General features: G+C 47.6%; 2 protein-coding genes. Both read right to left on the reverse strand.

From position 1 onward, the window contains the following. Window positions 1-3: 3 nt before the first annotated feature. On the reverse strand, window positions 4-12,048 hold the full coding sequence (locus QNM16_RS17570; RefSeq protein ID WP_284021703.1) for a non-ribosomal peptide synthetase: 12,045 nt from the start codon (window positions 12,046-12,048) through the stop codon (window positions 4-6). Next, the gene (locus tag QNM16_RS17575) at window positions 12,045-21,917 is read right to left on the reverse strand and encodes a non-ribosomal peptide synthetase (protein ID WP_284021704.1); all 9,873 of its coding nucleotides are present in this window, start codon (window positions 21,915-21,917) and stop codon (window positions 12,045-12,047) included. The genes QNM16_RS17570 and QNM16_RS17575 overlap by 4 nt, the downstream gene beginning before the upstream one ends. Window positions 21,918-21,919: the final 2 nt, after the last annotated feature.

The raw sequence follows: 21,919 nt of genomic DNA on the forward strand, positions 1-21,919 counted from the left end.
CATTTAACTGTGCAGTATGTAGCGTTTTTCTATCTGCGTAACAAGCGCTTGCATGTCCGCCTTGTTTTGTAAAATTGATAGATGGTCTCCTGCCACTTCCAGTGCAGTAAGGTTCTCCACCACACGCTGCCAGCCCATGTCTAATTTCACTGCTCGCCCCTCAAACTCTTTGGTGTCTGCAGCTTTGATGACTTTGACTTTCACATCCAACAACGGCGTATCAATCACCACATTCGACAGCAACTGGGCTTTATATACTTGATAAAATGTTGCTAATTGCTGTGCTGACATATGCACGTCAACGTGTGAGAGCCAATCTGACAAAAGCGCAAACTTTGCCATTCCAGCCATTTGACTATAGTGCTCAATTTCATTTTGTCGCGGCGAAAGACTGAAAAATTCACATAAGTCATGTAACACAAACTTGTCAATTTGTCGTTCATCAACAGATGCGTTGGGCTGACTGGGCAACGGGGTATCTAAAATGGTCAACGAGGTACACGTCAATTCACTGTGCTGCGAAAGAAGGCACAGCTCATAGCCAATGAATGCACCAAATGAATGTGTCACGACATGGACTTGCTCAAAATCGCGCTCCAGCACTTGCAGATAATGTTTCGCTGTCTGATGAATATCGCCTATCACATCAGGTTTGTCGGCGATTAAATCTGGCTGCAAGCCATAAACAGGGATACGTGCGTCAAGTTTATCCACCAACTGCACAAATGAAATGAGCAAACCGCCTGCGCCCGCTATCAGCACCACAGGCGTAAAGCCCACTTCCCCTTGCTGCAAACACATCACGCTAGTCGGTGCATTTTCCTGCTGATACTCCGTAGCACACTGGGTATCTATAAAATTAGCCAGCGACCGCACTGTACTATGTTGCATCACGGCAGCTAAAGGCACTGTGATTGCTAATTGAGATTGGATCTCAGCCACCAACTGCATGACCAACAATGAATGACCACCGAGCACAAAAAAGTCATCATCTAGCCCGACAAGATCAACTTTAAGCAGCTGAGCAAATCGCGCTGCAATGCCAACCTCAAGGCGACTTTGCGGTTTTGCCTTAGCGTGAGTTTGCAAACTCAACCCTTTTGCATGAGCAACCAACGCTTTGCGATCTAGCTTACCGCTACTAGTATGCGGCAATGCATCGATTGAGGTGATAAGCTGCGGGACCATATAACTTGGTAGCTTAGCACTGAGTATCTCGTGCAGCTCTGATGCATCCCCCTGCAAACTTGCTGACTCGATAAACGCAACCAATTGTTCATTGCCACTACTATCTTGGCGCACCACGACAGCGCAGTTACCAATGCCTGCAATGGCCATCAACTGACTTTCAATATCCGCAAGCTCAATGCGATAGCCCCGGACCTTCACTTGACCATCTCGGCGACCTAAAAAGATAACTTCGTTGCGCGCATTCAGCTTCACCAAGTCACCGCTTTTATACAGTCTCAACCCGGTATGAGAGTCAGTGATGAATGCCTCAGCGGTTTTTTTAGTATCTCCTAAATAGCCTCTTGCAAGGCCGACACCACTAATGTACAGCTCACCAGCAACATACTGGGGCAATGGCCTGAGCTGTGCATCTAACACATGTAATTGCAATCCGTTTACAGGGCGGCCTATGGCAATGTCTTCATCTTGCCAATCCGTTACTTCTTGCAAGGTAGCTGAAATGGTAGTCTCAGTTGGCCCATAAGCATTGACCAAACGTATCTGAGTACCTTGATTTTTTTGCCATGATTTGAGTGCCGCAAGCTGCATTTGCTCACCCCCAATGGTGATCAATCGCAAAGACGAACTAAATTCCTGAGGCACTGCACACAGCTGGTGCCAATATGCTGTGGGCAAACTCATTAAGCTAATATCCGCATCATGCGTTAACTCACTGAGCCTTGCAGTATCAAGCAGCTGGGACGGCTCAGCCATCACTAAAGTCGCGCCTCTAAGCAAGGCGCAAAAAACCTCTTCGGCAAATACATCAAAGCTAAAGCTGGCAAATTGCAGGTAGTTATCTGCGCTATTTATCTCATATTGCGCGGACAAGCTGCGTACATAATTAAGGATACTGCGCTGCTCTACCATCACCCCTTTTGGCACGCCAGTGGTGCCTGAGGTATAAATCACGTAGCCCAGATCCGATCCTAGGCTTGTTGATTTTAAAGCATCACCTGAATAGCAATCTAATTGCGCATTAACGTCATCAACTTGATAAGTGCGGCATGGTGCATCTTGGTCTTGCCAAATCGCGCTATCCGTTAATACTAATGCGGCTTGGCACGATGCCACTATCAGCTGTTTTCTTTGCAGCGGCAGTGCCGATGTCAATGGCACATACGCTGCGCCCGCTTTTAATACCGCCAAAACGGCAATGATAAGATCAGCTCTAGGCTCAATGGCAATTCCGACAATCGGCTGCGAGTCACGGTGCCCTATCTGCTCCACCAGCCAGTGGGCGAGTCGATTACTCTGCGCATCCAGCTCTGCATAGCTCAAGCACGCGCTGGGGCTGATATCCCCGTTATCAAAATAGACCAAAGCTGTTTCACAGCTGTGTTCAGCCGCTGTTTGCATAAACGCATCTGCAAGTGTTTCAGCCCGTGGCGTGTACTCGTCAACCGTATGTGCCTTATCGGCCAATTCAAAGCGGGTAAATTCGCTCTCAACTTGCCCATGTAAGGTATTTGACAGTTCGCACAGCTTTTGTGTCGGTTGCTCACATACTTGTTTGAGCAACTGGGCCAACATTGCGACAAAGTGCTGGCTCTGTGCTTCGTTTAATACACAGGTTTGATAACACAGAGTCAAAGACAACTGCTTATCTCCCCCTACGACGAGGGAGAGCGGATAGTGGGTCTGATCTTGATAGTCACTGCTGATGATTTCAAACGGCAGGCTCGGCCCTTGAGACAAAGGATCGGTCGGATAGTTCTCAAACACATACAGCACATCAAACAAATCCTGCTGATTGTCTATCTGGCTCCACGTTTGCACATCACTTAAGCTGCTATGGGGATATTGACTCAGTGCAGTCACATTGGCTTTAAATCCCTGCAAATAGTCAGCGACACACATCTGCATATCAATCTGGGTATACACAGCTTGAGTGTTAATGTAAGGACCAACACGGCTGGCCATATTGCTAAGTGCAGTCGGACGCCCCGCAACCGTTTGACCAAACATTACCTCACTGCGACCCAAACAAACACTCAACCAATAAGCGAAGACAGCTTGGATAAGTTGATTGGCAGTTAACCCCAGTTCTGAGGCAGTTTGAGCCATCCCTTGGCACTGTGCTTCGCTCAGTACCTGATGACACTCCTGATATTGCACTGGCTCATTTATAGTGGTTTTGAGACAGTCACTGATCAAAGTCGGTGAGTCGATATCGCTAAGATATACTTGCCAAAACGCAGCTTCTTCAGCACGGTCCCGCTGTTGTGTATAAGCAATATACTCTGCAAAGTTATCTGAACGTATCGCCGCGGTTTGGCCGTCGATGCGCGCATTATAAAAGCGCAGCAGCTCACTAAATAAAACAGGTAATGACCAGCCATCCATGATCATATGATGATAAGTCCAAATAAAGCCAACACGCTGCTCGGACATTAACACCAATTGCAATCGCATACAGGGCGCTTGGTTCAGCACTATACCTTGCTGATACGCCTGCTGGGCTAACTGATCAAAATAGACCCCTTGCTCCTCCTGCCCTTGAATATTGATCAATTCAACCGGGGTTTCGGCCTGCTCTAACACCACCTGCACAGGCTGGCCATCAAGCGATGTAAATGCGCTGCGCAAAATGCTGTGCTGCTTGATGACTTGCTGCCATGCATAGATAAACGCCTCACAGTCAAAGTTGCCAGCAAACATAAAGCAACACTGCTCAAGGTAAGGGCGCGCTGATTGACTTTTTGCATCTGCTAACTGAGTTTGAAACCACATCCCTTGCTGCAATGGACTGAGCGGGTAAATGTCTGCGACAGCCTGCTCAGGGGATTGGGCGATTAGCTGAGCGAGTCCTCGATTAGAACAGGTGGGAAGTAAATGAAAATCACTTTGCGTGTAATGACGCCTTGTTTGCTGTGAGCAGTGGGTAAGTACTTCATCTATCGCACTTTGTAATTGAGCGACAAACGCCTCAGCTGTGGCCTGAGAGATCTGCATTGCATCAAAGTCACAGTGCATACACAAACACTCAGCTTGAATCGAAGAAGTAAGCTGCATAGCGTAAAAACAATGATTGTCTGGTGCTATCAAGTCCCCACAAGACTCATTCACATCACTTAGTGGACCCGCACTGTGGATCACGCTATCAAGTTGACCAAGGTAATTAAAAAACACCAATTTGCTGGTGTCTATCGCCAATGCTTCTCTCACCTTTGCATCTGAATGCAAGTAACGCAACGTACCGTAATCACTGGCTTTGTCTTGCACGGCAGCCAATGCTTCTTTAGCCGCGCAGATCATGTCTCCCATCGTCGTAGCATTTACAAAGAGATGCAGTGGATACATGGCGGTCATCCACCCCACAGTGTCACTGCTATCTATCTGGCCCTGCAGTGCTCCTCGACCATGCCCTTCCATCATCAATACATGGGATTGCGCATCAGTTAACTTAAATAATGTCAGATGTACTGCAGCCAATAGTAAGGTTTGAATTTGCGTGCCATAAGCCTTATTGGCAACTGTCAGTAAGGCTTGCGTCTGCGATGTAGTGAGTTTTAATTGCAGACTGTGAACTGTCACCTGAGCGGCTGTTTGTTCATGCATGTCAAAATATGTTTGCTTACTGGCGGCTTGCACTACTGGCAACCAATCATCCACCTTGGCATGATGTTGTGCATGATCTCGCAGCGCCTGCGACACTTGTTGAATACTGACTTTAGGCGGTATTAAAGATATCGCGTCATCTGTAACACTCATTTGCAGGGCATGAAATAAGCCCTCCAAAACAAGACGCCAAGATACGCCATCAATGATCAGGTGATGGGCAATGATACACACGCGGTTTTTAACGTCTTTCTGACCCGTATCTGCCATGATAAAGCGCACTAAAGGCGAGCCATTAAATTTCAAGCTCCGCTGCCATTGCTGACAGGTATTTTGCCACGCATCCTGCCAGTCACCCTTACAGCTCAGGTCGCAAGTATGGACAATGGCAGATGCACAAAGCCCATCAACAAAATGCAGTGTGTTGTTTGCCGCTACCGTCAACCTTAAACTATCATGACGTGCGATAAGTGCTGTAACGGCTGCTTCCAATTGCAAAGCGGAGACACTCTTATCTAGCCCCAACATCACCGCTTGGTTCCAGTGCGTAGGTAATGCAAATTGCTGCTCAAAAAACCAGTACTGTGTGGGTAATAGACTGGCTTTTCCACGACTTGGCACATAAGTCACTTGATTGCTTGGCGTGCTGTCTATGCAAAGAGCAGCCTGCGCGAAATGTGTACTTAACTGCGCGACGCTTGAATAAGTCAACACATCAGAGACGGCTAAATCAAAGCCCAATGCCCGCGCCCGAGTAGCAATTTGAATGCTTAAAATCGAATCCCCACCCATGGCAAAAAAGTCATCAGCAGGCTGTAAATCAGGCCGTTTCAATAACGTGCGATAAACCTGTAATAACGCACGACTCGACTCTGGCAGCCCTTCTTCGGTATCTGTAGAACTGACCGTCGGTACGCTAACCTTGTGCTTTACTTGCATGCGCAGCGATGGCTTATCCACCTTGCCATGGGGCGTCAGCGGCATCTCAGCCAACAATACATACTCACTGGGCAGCATATGCGCTGGCAGAGCATCACAAAGTTGTGCTTCTAACTGCTTAGAAAGTGTTTGCTCATCCAAAGCAGCAGTTTGGCAAATAAAGGCCACTAAACAGGCGCCCGCATCACCTGAATCACACAGCAATACAATCGCTTGCTCTACTTCTGGTAAGACACTCAGTTGGCTCTCAATTTCATCCAGCTCAATGCGATAGCCACGCAGCTTGATTTGGTCATCATTACGACCAATGTAAGCTAAACGCCCATTTGCAATCTGCCTGACCAAATCCCCTGTGCGATATACTCGCATTGACTCACCAGTGGGCGCACGCCAGTTAATAAAGCGCTCAGTGGTAAGCGCGGTGCGCCCCAAGTAGCCACTTGCCAAACTGTCGCCTGCAATGCAAAGCTCGCCGATAGCGCCACTAGGTTGCAATTGTTGCTGGGCGTTTAAAATGAGCAACTGGGTATTATCAATGGGCAGGCCAATATCCGGCGTTGTTGCGCCCAAGTCAACGAGACCAGAAGTGGCAACCACGGCGCTTTCCGTCGGCCCATAATTATTAATGAGGGCAAATGGATGCCCCGAGGTATCCACTGGCGCTAATTTATCACCACCGACCATCAAGTAACGCAATGACAGCGGATTAAACTCGCTGTCAGCTAAAACCGCCTGCGCAACGGGTGTCGCTAAAAAACTATGGGTGACTTGGTGAATTTGCATTGCTTGCGTCAAACGCCGTGCATCACTAAAAGTCGCCTTTGGTAAAAATACCAATTGCGCACCCGCCACCAAATAAGGCCACACTTCCCATGCCGCGGCATCAAATGCGACGCTGGCAGTCTGTGTCGCTACAGAGTGGCTATCTACAGCAAAGGCGCGCTGGTGCCACTGGCACAAGTTCATTAATCCTTGATGGGTATTCATCACCCCTTTTGGTTGACCTGTGGTGCCGGAGGTGTAAATCACATAAGCGAGCTGCGCGGAATTTGCAGGGAGCGACGGCAACATCGCCCCTTGAATAGACGTTAAATCGAGGGCGTCTACATCAATCAGTTGAGCCGAGCTAACATCTCTATGATTTAACAAATCGAAGCCTGAAGAGTTTGTTAGTACAAACTTACAATCACTATCTTTGGCAATAAATTGGATCCGAGACTGAGGGTAACTCGGGTCAACTGGCACATAACATGCGCCTGCTCGCATCACCGCAAGCAGCGCGGTGATCCATCGACTCCCAGCAGATAGGCAGATCATCACCCGGTCGTCATTTTGTAGCCCTTGCTCAGTTAAATACATGGCAAGCTGTTCGGCAGCTGACAGCAGCTCGCCATAATTCATGCATGTGCCATCTCTGTCGACAAGTGCAGTTTGGTTGGCACACTCGGTATTCTGATGAGCCCAAATAGGCTGAAGTACGCTCGGCGAACACAGCGCGTATTGCTCACCACATAACATCCGTTTTTGCCATGTTTCAGTTTTTACTAATGGCAGTTCAGTTACCCGCTGATCTAGGTTTGTCACCGCCGCTGTCACCATGGCCTCAAACGCGTCAGCCAATCCCGCGATTGAATGATGGGAAAATAGGGTTTTATCATAAACCCAATTGAGCCGTATGCCATCAGACTGCTCACTACAAGTTAAGTCGAGCTCAAACTTTGCCTGACTATTGGGCTCATCCAATGCAGTGACTTGTATATCGCCTAATGTCAACTCAGTGTGATCTTTGGGGTCAAACGCAAAGCTGATTTGAAATAAGCTGTGATGGCTCAGGTCTGTGTGCGGTTCACAGAGCGCTGATATTTGCTCAAAAGGCACCGCTTGATGCTCATGTACAGCTAAGATCTGCGCTTTTTGCGCAGCCAATAACGATTCGAGCGTCATCTCTGGTGTAAACTGCACGCGAATGGGGAGTACATTAACAAAAAAGCCAACAATGTCTTTGAGCTGAGCATGGTGACGCCCAGAAAATGGTGAACCTACCACCACATCAGATACTTGACTGCAACGGGCAATACACACAGAAAATAACGTGTGTAGCCACATAAAATGGCTCATCCCTAAACGCTGACATTGCAAAGTAATGTGTTCAGACAAAGCGCTGTCAAAGTTGCTAATGTGTGTTGCACCGAGTTGCTGAGACTGATTGCTACGCACCCCATCCAAAGCCAGCTCATGCACCTGAGGCGCCCCTGCCAAATAGTTTTGCCAAAACGCCTGATGTGCCGCGCCTTGCAACTGTGATTGCTGCCATATTGCGTAATCAAGATAGGTAATTTTTTCAGTAACCTCACAGCCCACATCAGCTTTAGTGCCATCGCACGCATGCTGATATTCCACAGCGAGGTCATCAACGATAAGTCGTAAAGCGTGCGCATCACAGGCAATATGATGCACATTGATGCGTAACTTAAACTCTCTTTGCGATAACTTCAGTAAGTGCACTCTGATCATCAAGTCTCGCTCAAGGTCGAATGCCTGCTGGTCATCATCGCGCTGTAGTTTACGCCAAGTAAGGTTACTCTGCTGAGCAGACTTATCAGAGACATCCACCACCTGCAAAGGCACAGAAAAATCGGGAAGAACGCGCTGTTTCGGTGCACCAGATTGATCTGTATATATCACTGTTCTTAAAATAGCGTGGCGCTCAATTACCTGCTGCCAAGCGGCTTCAAAAGCACTTAAATTCAATTCCCCTTTAAGTAAAAATGACATGGGAACGTGATAAACAGCGACAGCTTGCTCAGCGCCCTGAATGCTATCTAACGCCCACAACCGCTGCTGAGCAAACGAAACAGGGCCCTGTGTTTGCTGTGTACACTGTAATGCTGGAACTACTGATGCCTCACTTACAGAGGCTTTATCAGCCAGCCGCTGTGCCAGCGCTTTAACACTGGAATATTGGAACAACTCAGAAAGCACAGCATCTAAGCCAAAGCGTGCTTTTAAGTAATAACACAGCTCTACTGCAAGCAATGAATGCCCGCCCAGAGTAAAAAAGTCATCCTGCAAGCCAACGTCATGGGGGCATTGCAATACAGACTTGAACGCATCCGCGACTTGTATTTCAACAGGTGTGGCGGGCGCTTCAAAAGGTGCTTTATCGTTATCTATTTCAATTAAAGATAACAACGCTTTTTTATCTACCTTGCCATTCACTGTCAGTGGCATCTTAGACACAGAGCTTGCAAAGCTCGGCAGCATAAAATCAGGTAGAGTGGCTTTTAAAAAGGTGTTTAGCTGGGCACTTAAATCAGTAAAAGCCGCATCATCACCTTCGGTAATAAATGCTGCAACGTAAGCGCCTTTAACTGGATGCTGGTTGAGTATCACTACCGCTTCATCAACCCAAGGGTGCATCCTGAGCTGATTTTCTATTTCACCCAACTCAATACGGTATCCACGCACTTTAACTTGGTCGTCAATACGACCGATGTACGTCATTTCTCCATCCGGCAGCAGTCGCACTAAATCTCCTGAACGATACAGCCTTTCGCTATGTCCCTTTGCTAAACTCAGTTCAACAAATCGTTGCTGGTTTAGCTCAGGGCGTTGCCAATAGCCCCGTGCGACACCTTCACCGCCAACATATAACTCGCCAATGGCACCTTGCGGCAGCAGGCGCTGTTGGTTGTCTAACACATAACTAGATGTCGTTTGGATGGGTTTACCTATGTTACTTTGGCCAACGGCAAGATCCTCATCACTGAGGCGCTTAAAAGTGACATGCACCGTGGTTTCTGTGATCCCATACATATTGATCAACTGACATGCCGGTACCAGCTTGCGCCATGGTTTGATTTTGCTCGGTTGCAGCGCTTCGCCACCAAAAATAACATATCGAATGGTTGGCTGCTGATGGGTTTCTTCCACCAGCCGCTGCATACAACTTTGCAGCACATAAAACGCACTGGGCGTTTGGTTTAATACTGTCACGCCTTCGCGAAGTAGTAGCTTAGCAAACGACTCGGTATCTTTTGCCGTATCACTATCAACCACCACGAGCTTGCCGCCAAACAAGAGCGCGCCGTACATTTCCCAGACCGAAAAATCAAAGCAAAACGAGTGAAATAGACTCCACACATCTTGTTCATTAAAATCAAATAAGCTCGGCTCAGTAAACAGCAAACGTACGACATGGCGATGCTCTATTTGCACCCCTTTGGGCTTGCCTGTGGTACCTGAGGTATAGATCACATAGGCAAGGTGATCCGGCTGTATCTTTGGCGCAACAAATTGACGGCCACTGTGCGCGTCAATCGCTCTATCTGCGACAATGCACCGCACTGTAAGCTGAGAAAACAAGGCTGCACTTTGCTCATCACACACCAACAAATCACTGTTGATATCCGATAGGATGTATTCAATTCGCTCTTGTGGGTAACTTGGGTCTATAGGGACATAAGCACCGCCCGCTTTTAGAATCGCCAGCAATGCAGCCACCATGTCGGTGCTGCGCGTCATGCTCACAGGTACCAACTGCTGAGGTTTTACGCCTTCAGCAATTAACGCGCAAGCAAGGGCATCAATGCGCACTCCAAGCTCGGTGTACGTAAGCGAAGATGTGCCATCGGTCACCGCAGTACGCGAGTCAACATTGATGACCTGCTGTTCTAATAACGAAACGATGCTGTGTTGCTCTGGCCAACTCGCTTGGCACTGCGGCTGAGAGAGCAGTTGATTGGCATGTGACTCATCCAATAAGGGCACATCCCCCACTGCCATAGTCGGGTGATTGACTATGCCTTCGAGCATCACGGCAAAGCTGCTTGCCCAATTTTGAATCGTTTCCCTGTGGTAAAGATCACTGTCATACTTCCAGTGAACCACCAAAGCCTCACCATCAAACTGGGCATGTAATTCGAGGTCACACTTAACCGCAACGCTCTGATTATCTAATGCTTTACACTCTTCCACCTCAAGCCCATTTAACGTCAGAGTTTGCTCATCCGGTTGGGTTAAGGAAAATAAGATTTGTACTACAGGATGATGGCTTAAATCTCGCGTTTGGCCTAAGTGTTCAACCAATTTATCAAAAGGCAATGCTCGATATTCCAGCGCTGCTAAATTACGCGCTTTTTGCTCTGCAAACCATTGCTCACAAGAAAGCTGCTCATCGACTTCTGCATGCATCACTAAAGTGTTCACGAACAAACCAATCAAGTGTTCCAGCTGCGGGTTATCACGCCCAAGTACTGGTGTGCCAACTACCGCCCGAGATTGCTGGTTCAATCGTGCAATAAACAGCATGACACCGCTACTTAGCCACATAAAAAGTGAACTCTGCTGCGCAGAAGATAAAGAAACTATACGCTTCGTGAGATCAAGAGAGAGGGATTGCACATAGCGCGCACCCTGCTCTGTTTGCACGGCCATTCTCGGCTTATCACTTGGCAATGATTGCAGCGGATCCAAGCCTGCTAATTGCGATTTAAAATATGCCAGATGGGCAGAAAAACTCTCATCACACAGCTGTGCTCGCTGCCACGCCGCATAGTCAACGTACTGTAGCGCCAAAGTAGGTAATTGTAACTGTGACTTGCTCAGAGCGGCGTTGTAAATGGTCGCTACTTCGTCCACTAAATTCGCCATAGATGCACCATCTGAGACGATATGGTGCATATTAAAAAATAACCGGTGCTGATGCGTATCAGACAGCACTAAAACACGGATTAAACAGCCGCTTTCAAGGTTAAATTCTTGTGTGCAAAAATGCTTAATATGGCTGTCGATTTGCTCGGCTTTTTCATCATTTGATAACTGGCTGACATCAAGCCACTCAAACGGTGTTTCAAAGTCTCGCATGATGCGTGCATAGGGCTTACCATTTGACTCATCCCCAGCAAGAAACTGGCAGCGCAAACTTTCATGACGCTCAATCACTTGCCCAATGGCGTATTTCAAAGCATCAACATCAAGCTCTCCAGTTAAGCGAAAAGAGGCTGGCATGTAATACTGCTGGCCACCATGCAGCTGCTCAATAAACCATAAACTCTCTTGTGCAAAACTCAGCGGGAGCTGTTCGGTACGCGCTATTGGAGGAATAATCCCATCGTGCGCTGCCACTGTGTGGGTTCGCTGTTGTTGAAAATAGCTTACTAAGTCTGCTTTATTGGCGATGACCTTGCTTTTAAGTGCTTCAGGAAAAGTATCTTTTTGACGAAATGCCAAGCGGCCATCTTTTTCGTATAACGTGACCCCTGCATCTAGCGCCTCAGCGATCAGCGATTCAAGTTCTAGTGTCTGACTCGTTATCACAGGAACATCTCCTCTGATGAATCACTATCACTAAGCTGCGCTTGTTCATAAGTAGTGTGGATCCGGATCCACTTCACCAATGCGGTTATAGTGGGTCGCTCAAACAATACCCGCATCGGCACAGCTATACTCAACTGCTCTTGGATTAATCCAGCACATTGAATTGCCAGTAAAGAGTGCCCGCCCAGAGTAAAGAAATTATCTGTGATCCCAAACTCATCTACTGCCAGCACAGTAGCAAAAATTTGATGCAGCGCTTTTTCGAGCTCAGAGCTTGGCACAACCACCTCAGTCTTGCTTTGACACTGCTGTGCCCAACTTCTCAAGGAATGAGTATCTAGCTTGCCATTATTAGTCAAAGGCAAATGCGTCACTTGAATAAAGCGATGTGGCAACATATAAGTTGGTAACTGTAATGCAAGCTGCTCACAATATTGGATGCCACGTATCTCATCGACTAACTGGGGCAATGACACTGTTTGGCCGTCATTTTCGAGCACAACAAATGCCTCGATATTGTCACCCTTATCGTTCAACAACACCTGAGCTTCTTTAATCTCTGCTTGCTGCACTAAATAGTGTGCAATTTCGTCCAATTCGATACGATACCCGCGCAATTTCACTTGTTGGTCAATGCGCCCAGCAAACCTTAATTGCATGGCATTTGACGCTTCATCGAATTGCCACTTTGCTTTATCACCGGTGCGATAAAAACGTACCGCTTGCGCTGTTGACTGTAATGACAGGGTGATAAATTTCTCATCGGTCAGTTTCGACTTGCCTAAATAGCCAGCACTGATGGCGTCGCCAGACACATACAGCTCCCCCAATACGCCATTTGGCACAAATTGCTGTAGCTCATCTAGTACCACACAATGACTGTATGGCATCGCTTGGCCAATTGGCACATCATTCTGACCGCTTGCAATAAGCTGCTCAATCGTTTGACTGTCACAGCGGTAAATACTGGTGCCGACTGTCGCCTCAGTTGGTCCATATTCATTGACCCACTGAGTATTCGGTAAAAACACATCCAGCGCTTTTAGCAACTGGCATGACAACGCTTCTCCGCCGATAACCACACAATGCCGCCCGCTAAATTGGCGGGTCAAAGACAACTGGTTAGCCACTTCCAATGCGCCTTTAAGGTGTGCCGGGGTTACTTTTAACAAGTAGGATTCATGGCTAAACAGGCGCTTAGCTAGTTCAGCTAACAAGGTGTCATTGTCATCGATGAGTTCGATACCTAACCCTGCCAGCAAGCCGCCCCATAAGGTGGTGACTGTGGCATCGAACGCAACGGGTGTGCTTACTATCGCGCGTGAAAGAGTGCTGTTGGTATACTCTCTAATGGCAAATGACACATAATGGTGTAAGTTCTGGTGGCTGATTTGCACGCCCTTGGGTTGCCCCGTCGTCCCCGAGGTGTAGATAACATAAGCCAACGCATCAACATGTGGCTTAGGCAGTACACCTTGATCACAAGATGCTGGCCAATTGGCTGAGTCGTTGATTGAAAACAAAGTCAGCGGCGACTGCGCAATCGAGTCTGATAAATTTGCCAGTCCACGTATCAAATCATCACTACTTATAACACCCGCAGCCCCACTGTCTTGTAAAATGTACTGAATGCGTGCTGCAGGGAGTTTTGGATCTATTGGCACATAGGCACACCCAGCACGTAATACGGCAAGCAATGCAACCACCATATCCGCGCTTGGTGATAAGCACACCGCCAACTTATCATCAGCATTTACGCCATTTGCCAATAAGTGACTTGCCAGAGATCCCGCTCGTTGCCACAGCGCTTCATAACTCAACGAGCTCCCCTCAGCATCTGTGACAGCCACTTTCTCCTTGTGCATATACACAACGTTTTCAAAACGCTCATGTAAACACACAGGCGTATCGTGCTCACAGATATGGCCTGCAGCTTTAGCAAGTGCACGTTGCTGCTCAGAGGATAGAATTGCCAAGCGACTAATCGGCCAATCAGGACCGTTTAAAGCGGCATCAATCAAAACATTGAACGCTTCTGCCATGGCCGCTATGGTGCTTTGCTTAAACAACGCGCAGCTAAAGCGCCACTCTAATTCAATTTCCGCCCCCTGCTCTATGGCATTGACCTCTAAATCAAACTTGAGGTTAAGTGACTCTAAAGGCGTCTCTTCAATGTGCAGATCAGGTAAAGCGATATCGACAACTTCGTTATTTTGGAGCGCAAATAAAACCTGAAATAATGGCTGGTGGCTTAAGCTGCGTTCAGGATTCAAGGCTTCAACCACTTGCTCAAATGGCAGCGATTGGTGTTTAAACGCATCTACAATCACTGCTTTTTGCTGAGCAAGATACTGATTAAACGTGAGGTGCTTCTCAGCCTGAGCTCGGATCACCACCGTATTTACAAAAAAGCCAATTAACTCATTAAGCTGCTTTTGAGTTCGCCCCGCAACTGGCGAGCCAATCGCGATATCATCTACACCACTCATGCGCATCATTAACAGCGAAAACGCACTGTGTAACCACATAAATAAGGTCACAGACTCAGTCTGACACTGGTTTTTGATGGCAGCGGTGGTCGCCTCATTGAGTTTCACTTTGAATTGCTTCGCTGCCAACGCTTGCACTTTAGGCCGTGCAAAATCCAGTGGTAATTGATGAATTGGCGGGCTGCCAGCAAGTTGCTGGCGCCAGTAATCAATTGCGACTTGCTGCTTGTCTGGTGTGAAATGTGCCCTTTGCCAATGCGCAAAGTCCGCATATTGCACCGCCAATGGCTGACTCAGCGCATCAGGGAGTTGGTAATCTACTTCACCTTTATGATGGCGATAAAATGCGATAATTTCTTTGACTAAAATGGCCATTGACCAGCCATCACTGGCAATGTGATGCATATTGAAATGCACCCAATAGCACTGCGGTTCACGTTTTATCACAGTAACGCGCAGCATCACATCTTGACTCAAGTCGAAGGCTTTTTGACAAAACTGCGCCTTAAGCTGATCTTCTCTATGGCACTTGTCGCTTTCATCTAACATCGAGATGTCTTCATAGATCAGCGGCACTTCTACCTGATCTTTGATAAGCTGTTCAGGTGACTCATTACTTGCCCCAGGCAATATGATGCTTCGCAACACTTCGTGTCGTGCAATAATGCTCTCGAGTGCTGCATTAAATGCAAAAAGGTCAAGCTCTCCCTTAAAGACAAAACTGGCAGGCATATGATATTGGCTGCTGCCATTTTGTAACTGGTCTATGAGCCACAAACGCTGCTGGGAGAACGACAGCGGTAACGAGTGAGTGCGCGCAACCACTGGGATTTCATCGCCTGTCGCTAACCGCTCAAAGCTCGGTAGTGCATCAGCCAAGGCCTGCACACTCGGGGTTCTAAATAATTGTGGTAGAGTAATATCAACTTGCATTTGTTGACGAATTTGGCTGATAAGCTTGATCGCCAATAAAGAGTGGCCACCTAGCTCGAAAAAGCTGTCTTCTAGACCAATACTCGCTGTTGGCAATATCGCTTGATACAACGCCATCAGCGTTTTTTGTTGCGCTGTTAACTCTGCATACTGAGCGACCACATTGCTTTGCGCTGTATCTTCTTTTGTCGCTTCATAGCTTGCGATTAGGGCCGCTTTATCCACTTTGCCGTTGGCAGTTAAAGGCATTACAGCCACAGTATGAAACGCCGCAGGGATCATATAGCTTGGCAACACCTCAGTGAGTTGCTGGCGCAATTGACGTGCAGACAATTTAGTTTCAGTTTGCCATAGCACATGTGCTATCAGAGTTTGTGCATTGTCATCTATCGTCAGCGCGCAATCAACAATGCCCTCTATCGCCAAAATAAATTGCGATACCGCGTCTAAATCAATACGGTAACCGCGCAGTTTGACTTGCTCATCTGTGCGCCCCAAGTAACGAAGGTATTTAGGTGCACCGTGCGCGTCTAGTTGCCATTTCACCACATCACCGGAACGATAAACAGACTGCATATGGTTTGCTGTAATGGCCCGCAGTGTGAATTTTTTCGCGGTTAACTCTGCTTGATTAACATACCCTTGACTCACCATACTTCCCGCTATCAAGAGTTCACCGGCCATATTACGTGCTACCGGTTGGTCAAATTCATCGACAACGAGTAAAGTGACCCCCTCAATCGCAGAGCCAATGGGTACATCTGGCGCACTTGCTAGCTCCGCCTGCGACATAGTTGTCGGAATATCAAACACACTGACACCCACTGTACTTTCAGTCGGGCCATATTCATTCACGATATGACAATTAGGCAGCTTCTCTCTAAATTTAATCACCAGATCAGACTGAAGCGCTTCTCCACCAACAATTAATCGGTGCAGGGTTTCACAAATGGGTTTGTCGTCCGTCAGAGATAAAACCGCACGTAAATGGGCGGGGGTTAATTTAAATAACGAGGCTTGTTTTGCCCACAGCTTATCAATTAATTCAGGGATGAGCGACACACCCTGCGGCAAAATAGTCAGTGAGCCCCCGCTCATTAATGTCGGCACAATCGCCGTTACTGTAGCATCAAATGCCGCAGGCGTGCTCATAACACTGTGCTGCGGCTCTGGCATCATATAACTGCTCATGGCATGGTGAAGATAGCCTTGCAAATTACTGTGATTAATGGGCACCCCTTTAGGTTGCCCCGTTGAACCTGAGGTATAAATGATATAGCAATCTCTTGCGGACAGCGGTATCTCACAAGCAGGCAAGTCATTGATGTCTGGTGCTGTATCTGGATATGAAGACAGTATTGAGTCTTCGCTAAGCGCATCATCGAGCAGCAAAAAGTCACTGCCTGCTTTTATCAGTTTGTCCGCGCTCTCACTGAATGCCAGTGTCAACATCACGTCCGCATCCACGATGACATGCTCGAGTGTTTTTACTGGTGTGTCATGGTGCAAAGGCACATAAACATGCTCTGCTTTTAGCACCCCTAACATGGCAATCACGGTCAGCGGCCCTTCTGGCAACAATAGCGCAATGCGCGTTTGTGGTTCGAAAGCCATCTCCAACAAGCAATGCGCCAGCTGATTCGTAATGCGGTCAACCTCTTCGTAACACCAGCTTTGCGCTGCAAAACTCAACGCCGTTCGCTGGGGGGACTTGTGTGCAACTTGGCTAAATTGCGTCGCCCATGAAGTCACCTCCGAATTAACCACTTCGATTGACTGACTTGCACGAATAAAAGCCTGCGAAACAGCAGGACGCCACAGGGTTAACTGCGACAAAGCAATATCTGGGTTATCAAGGCATTGCTCCAATACCCACAGATATTGCGCATGAAAGTCTGCCATACTCTGCAGATCCCAAAGTGCAGTATCAAAGAGCCATTCAACGCAACATGTCTGGGCATCATCGATGACACATACTTCCAGATCAAGCTTGGCACTGCGTGCAGTTTGCGGTATCAGTTGTACCTCTAAATCTTGAAGCTGAAGGGTTTCGTTGACTTCGGTATTCACTCTAAATACGACCTGTGCCAACGGGTGTATCGCCAAGTTCCGTGGCACTTCAAGTGCTTCAACCAGCACATCAAATGGCACTACTTGGTGAGCTTGTGCTGCCAAAAACTGCGCCTGACTGCCCTGTAGGGCCTCGTTAAACTGTGTACCTGTGGTAAATTTATCTCTCAAGACCAAGGTATTAATAAAGTTGCCGATTACGGGCTCAAAAGCCTGCATTTCGCGCCCTGATACCGGCGTGGCAATCACGATATCTCGTTGCTGCTGTGCGCGACTCATCCACATACTAAACGCCGTTTTTAGAACTTGAAAGCGCGTGCATCCATGGTGCTGGCAAAATGCATGCATCGCACCTTTAAGCGAGTTAGGCAACTCAAAGCAAGCAAGCTCCCCGCCTTGAACCGCTTCATTGGATCTAGCTCTGTCTGTAGGCAACGCATGCACTTGTGGTATCTCTGCCAGCGCTTCACGCCAGTAGTCTAGGCTTGCTTGCCACTTTTCAGTGTCAGATACTCTACGCTGCCAATCGATGAAGTCTAAATAGGTAAACTGCGGCGCTTCGATGGCATAATTTTGCTGCTCACTAGCTTGATACGCACGACTTAATGCATCGGCTAAGACTGCAATTGACCACCCATCTGAAATAATGTGATGCATAGTGATAAGCAGCATATGACTGGTTTGAGTGCATTTTACAAGTGTGGCTCTGAGCATCAGGTCTACACTTAAGTCAAAACCACGTTTGGTATCCGCCGTCACAATATCGTCAATAAGACGCTGTTGATGACTGCCCTCATACGCTGATAAATCATCGTAATTCAGTGCAAAAACCTTGTCCGCATTGTCTTTTTGATAAGCCGTGCCCTGCGTATCTTGATGGAAGGTAAAACGCAGCATGGGGTGAGCTTGGACCACAGAGCAAAATGCTCGCTTTAATTGCTCGCAATTCAACTCGCCCGTTATGTGATACGCACCTTGCAAATGATATTGCTCACTGTGCCCTTGCATCTGGTCTATAAACCAAATTCGCTGCTGAGCAAAAGACAGCGAGTAGCTATCCTGTTTTGCAATTGACCTCACTGGAAGCTGTTCAACCTGCGCATCCTGAGACTCCATACACAATGCCAATTCCGCTATGCTGGGGTTCGCAAAAATATGCTTTAAACTCAGTGATACGCCACACTGCGCCTTAACCTCATTGAGCAGACGCATGGCCAATAATGAGTGTCCACCTATAGCAAAAAAGCTGTGATCAATGCCAATGCCCGAACAGCCTGTTAAAGTCGAAAATATATCCAAGAGCTGATGATGAAGTGCCGTTTGCGGTGCACGCGTTGCATCTGATATTTCTATGCTCAGCGATTCAAGGGCCCTGCGGTCTATTTTTCCATTATTCAGCTTGGGCAGTGAAGCTTGCTGGATCAAATATGCGGGGATCATGTGCGCAGGTAATTGCTGCTTTAACTGCTGTCGAATTGCAGATTCACACTGCGTCAGTTCAGTGCGTTTTCCATCTGGCACAAAGTAGCCCACCAGCATGTTTTGCTGTGCAACTTGGCGGCAGATCACCGCGACTTCTTGCACTTGCTCCAGCGTTTGTAGCTTGCATTCGACTTCAGCAATATCAACTCTAAAGCCATTGATTTTAAGTTGCTTATCCAGCCTACCTAAAAACTCGACTTGGCCGTCAAAATTACATTTAACTTGGTCGCCAGTACGATAATAACGGGCTGAATCGCCATCACCAACTTTAAGTGATACAAAGGCGTCTTCAGTCACTTTTGCAGCATTAATATAGCCATTTGCAAGACTCTCACCGCCGATGTAAAGCTCTCCGGGTACACCCGCACACACGGGTTGTTGCTGCGCATCTAATATCGCGAATCTAATATGATTAAATGGCGCACCGATGGGGATGGACTCCAAATCATGCTCAGTTGGGATCTCAAAGGTACACACTCCGATACACGCCTCAGTTGGCCCATAGTGATTAAACAATCGTGCATCAGGGGTTAAGTTTCGAAGCTGCTGCACTAAGGTCAAACTAAGCGCCTCACCACCGAGTATCCACTGCTCGACATGTAAAGTGGATTGCTGCAACCAAGGCAATAACGCTTGTGCAAAAGAAGGGGTGAGCTTTATCAGGTTTACGTCGTGCTGATGACATGCTTTCACCAGTAATTCAGGTTCCGTGCTATCGCATAGCAGTACAGAGCCTGCACCAATTAGCACTGGAAATATCCCTGTAAGCCCTAAATCAGTCGCAAGCCCTGTGACGACCGCCGAACGTGTCTCTTGAGTGAATCTCACACGCTCAGATACGCCCGCGACATACCTTGCCAGCGCATGGTGTGATATCACCGCACCTTTTGGTTTACCTGTACTGCCAGAGGTAAACATCACATAAGCAATGTCTTCACCTAATGGCATATTGGGCAAGCTTTGCTGTGCACTTTGCGCATATAGACGACTTATATCGAGCACATCTATACCATCCTCTTGCAGCTTTTCTATCTGTGCCAAGTGCTCACTCGCACATAACACACGCTGACTGCCTGCTTGTGACATGATTTCCGAGATACGCTCTGCTGGCGTCGCTGCATCGATAGGCAAATACGCGATGCCCGCGCGCATCGCGCCAAGCATCCAAATTAAGCTTTTAATATCACGCTGAACTAATAACGTGATCGGTGATGATGCAGGCTGATGCAGTGCATATAGGCGCAGAGCCACGCCTTCTAATTGCGTGATTAAGGCATCATAGCTCATCACCGAAGGAGCTTGCCCACTCTCTGCGTTTTCTTGGATCAACGCTGTGCGCTCTGGATGGCGCTGAGCGCTGTGATAAAGTCCTTCAATGACACTCACTGGTGCATCATTCAGCTGTGCAGCTCCCAATATCGGTAGCGACGAAGGCAGTGAAATTTGACCGATAACTTGCTCTGTAGAGCGACAGGCCATATCAATCAAGGCAGTATAATCATCTGTAAATTGCTGCACAAATCGGGCATCAAACAGCTGCTTTGCATAATCTAGGCTCAGCTGTATGCCATCATGATCGTCTGTGATACTCAAGGTCAGATCGTACTTGGCAGTGTGATTATCCAAATCAAAAAGCTCAGCACTGAGCTCATCGTTACGCACCACTCTTTGTGCAATGCCATTGTAGTTAAACAATATTTGGAACAGCGCCGAATGCGCGGTGGATTTGGCCAAATCCAATGCATCTATGATCTCTTCCACCGCAACACTTTGGTGATCAAGACCGGCTTTTACTAATTGGTGAGTGTGGGTCAAAATTTGTGCTAACGACTGCTGACCATGCAATCGTGCTCGCATCGGCAGCGTATTAATAAAGCAGCCGACTACCTGTTCAAATTCAGCTTGAGTGCGATTTAAAACCGGCACACCTAGGGTAATATCTTCAGCTTGCCCATAGCGATGTAAAAGGGCATAAAATACCCCTAAATAGCCTGCAAATGGGGTAACACCTAACTGTTGGCACAATGTAGAAAAGCGCTGCGCCAGAGGCTGTGAAATAGACGCCTCGAGTTTGGCACCTTGATATTGCTTGTGTGCTTCACGTGGCACACTGGTCGGCAACTCAAAAACTGATAGGTCTGCCAGTTGTTGCTGCCAGTAACTCAACTGCTGTTGATACGCACTACTTTGCTGGTATTTGTTTTCCCAGTGCACAAAGTCCAAATATTGAAGCGTTTTTTGCGCTTCAGCTTGTCCAGCTAATTCATCAATCAGTGACTGCGTAAACAATCGAACTGACCAGCCGTCGGCGACAATATGGTGCATACACACATATAGCCATTGACCTTGGTCCTGCGCCACTAACAAGCGCGCTCTTACTAATAGCTCTGACTCTAAATCAAATTGATAAGATAACTCATCCTGTACCTTCTTCGCGGCGGCTTCACAGTCAATATCGCCTGCCAAAGATTGCACTTGTAAAGTCAGTTTTGCATCACGATTAACGCTCTGGACAACCTCACCATCTTGCTGCATGAATTGACTGCGCAGTACATCATAACGCTGTAACACGACATTTAATGCGCTTTCTATTTGTGCCGCGCTATATGCCTTCGATAGGCGTAACAATCCCGCCATGTTGTAAGCATTGAGCTGTGTTTCGTATTGCTCGATAAACCAAATACGCTGCTGCGCGCGCGACAGCTTACCCACCTTTTGATGATGTCGCTGCATATATGCAATAAGTGCTTGCTTATGCTCCCTTATCAGCGCTAACTTTTGCGGCGGTATCTCGCTTTGCCGACTTCTGAGCTTTAAACGCCCATCTTGAACATAGATATAGATCCCTTGGCCATCTAACTCGGCCAATAAAGTTTCAATCGCTGAATTTTCCATTC

The sequence above is a fragment of the Pseudoalteromonas umbrosa genome (assembly GCF_030125375.1).
GTDB lineage: Bacteria > Pseudomonadota > Gammaproteobacteria > Enterobacterales > Alteromonadaceae > Pseudoalteromonas > Pseudoalteromonas umbrosa.

Excerpts from the sequence above, each read along its gene's own strand:
- QNM16_RS17575 (WP_284021704.1), bottom strand. The coding sequence starts at position 21,917 with ATGGAAAATTCAGCGATTGAAACTTTATTGGCCGAGTTAGATGGCCAA.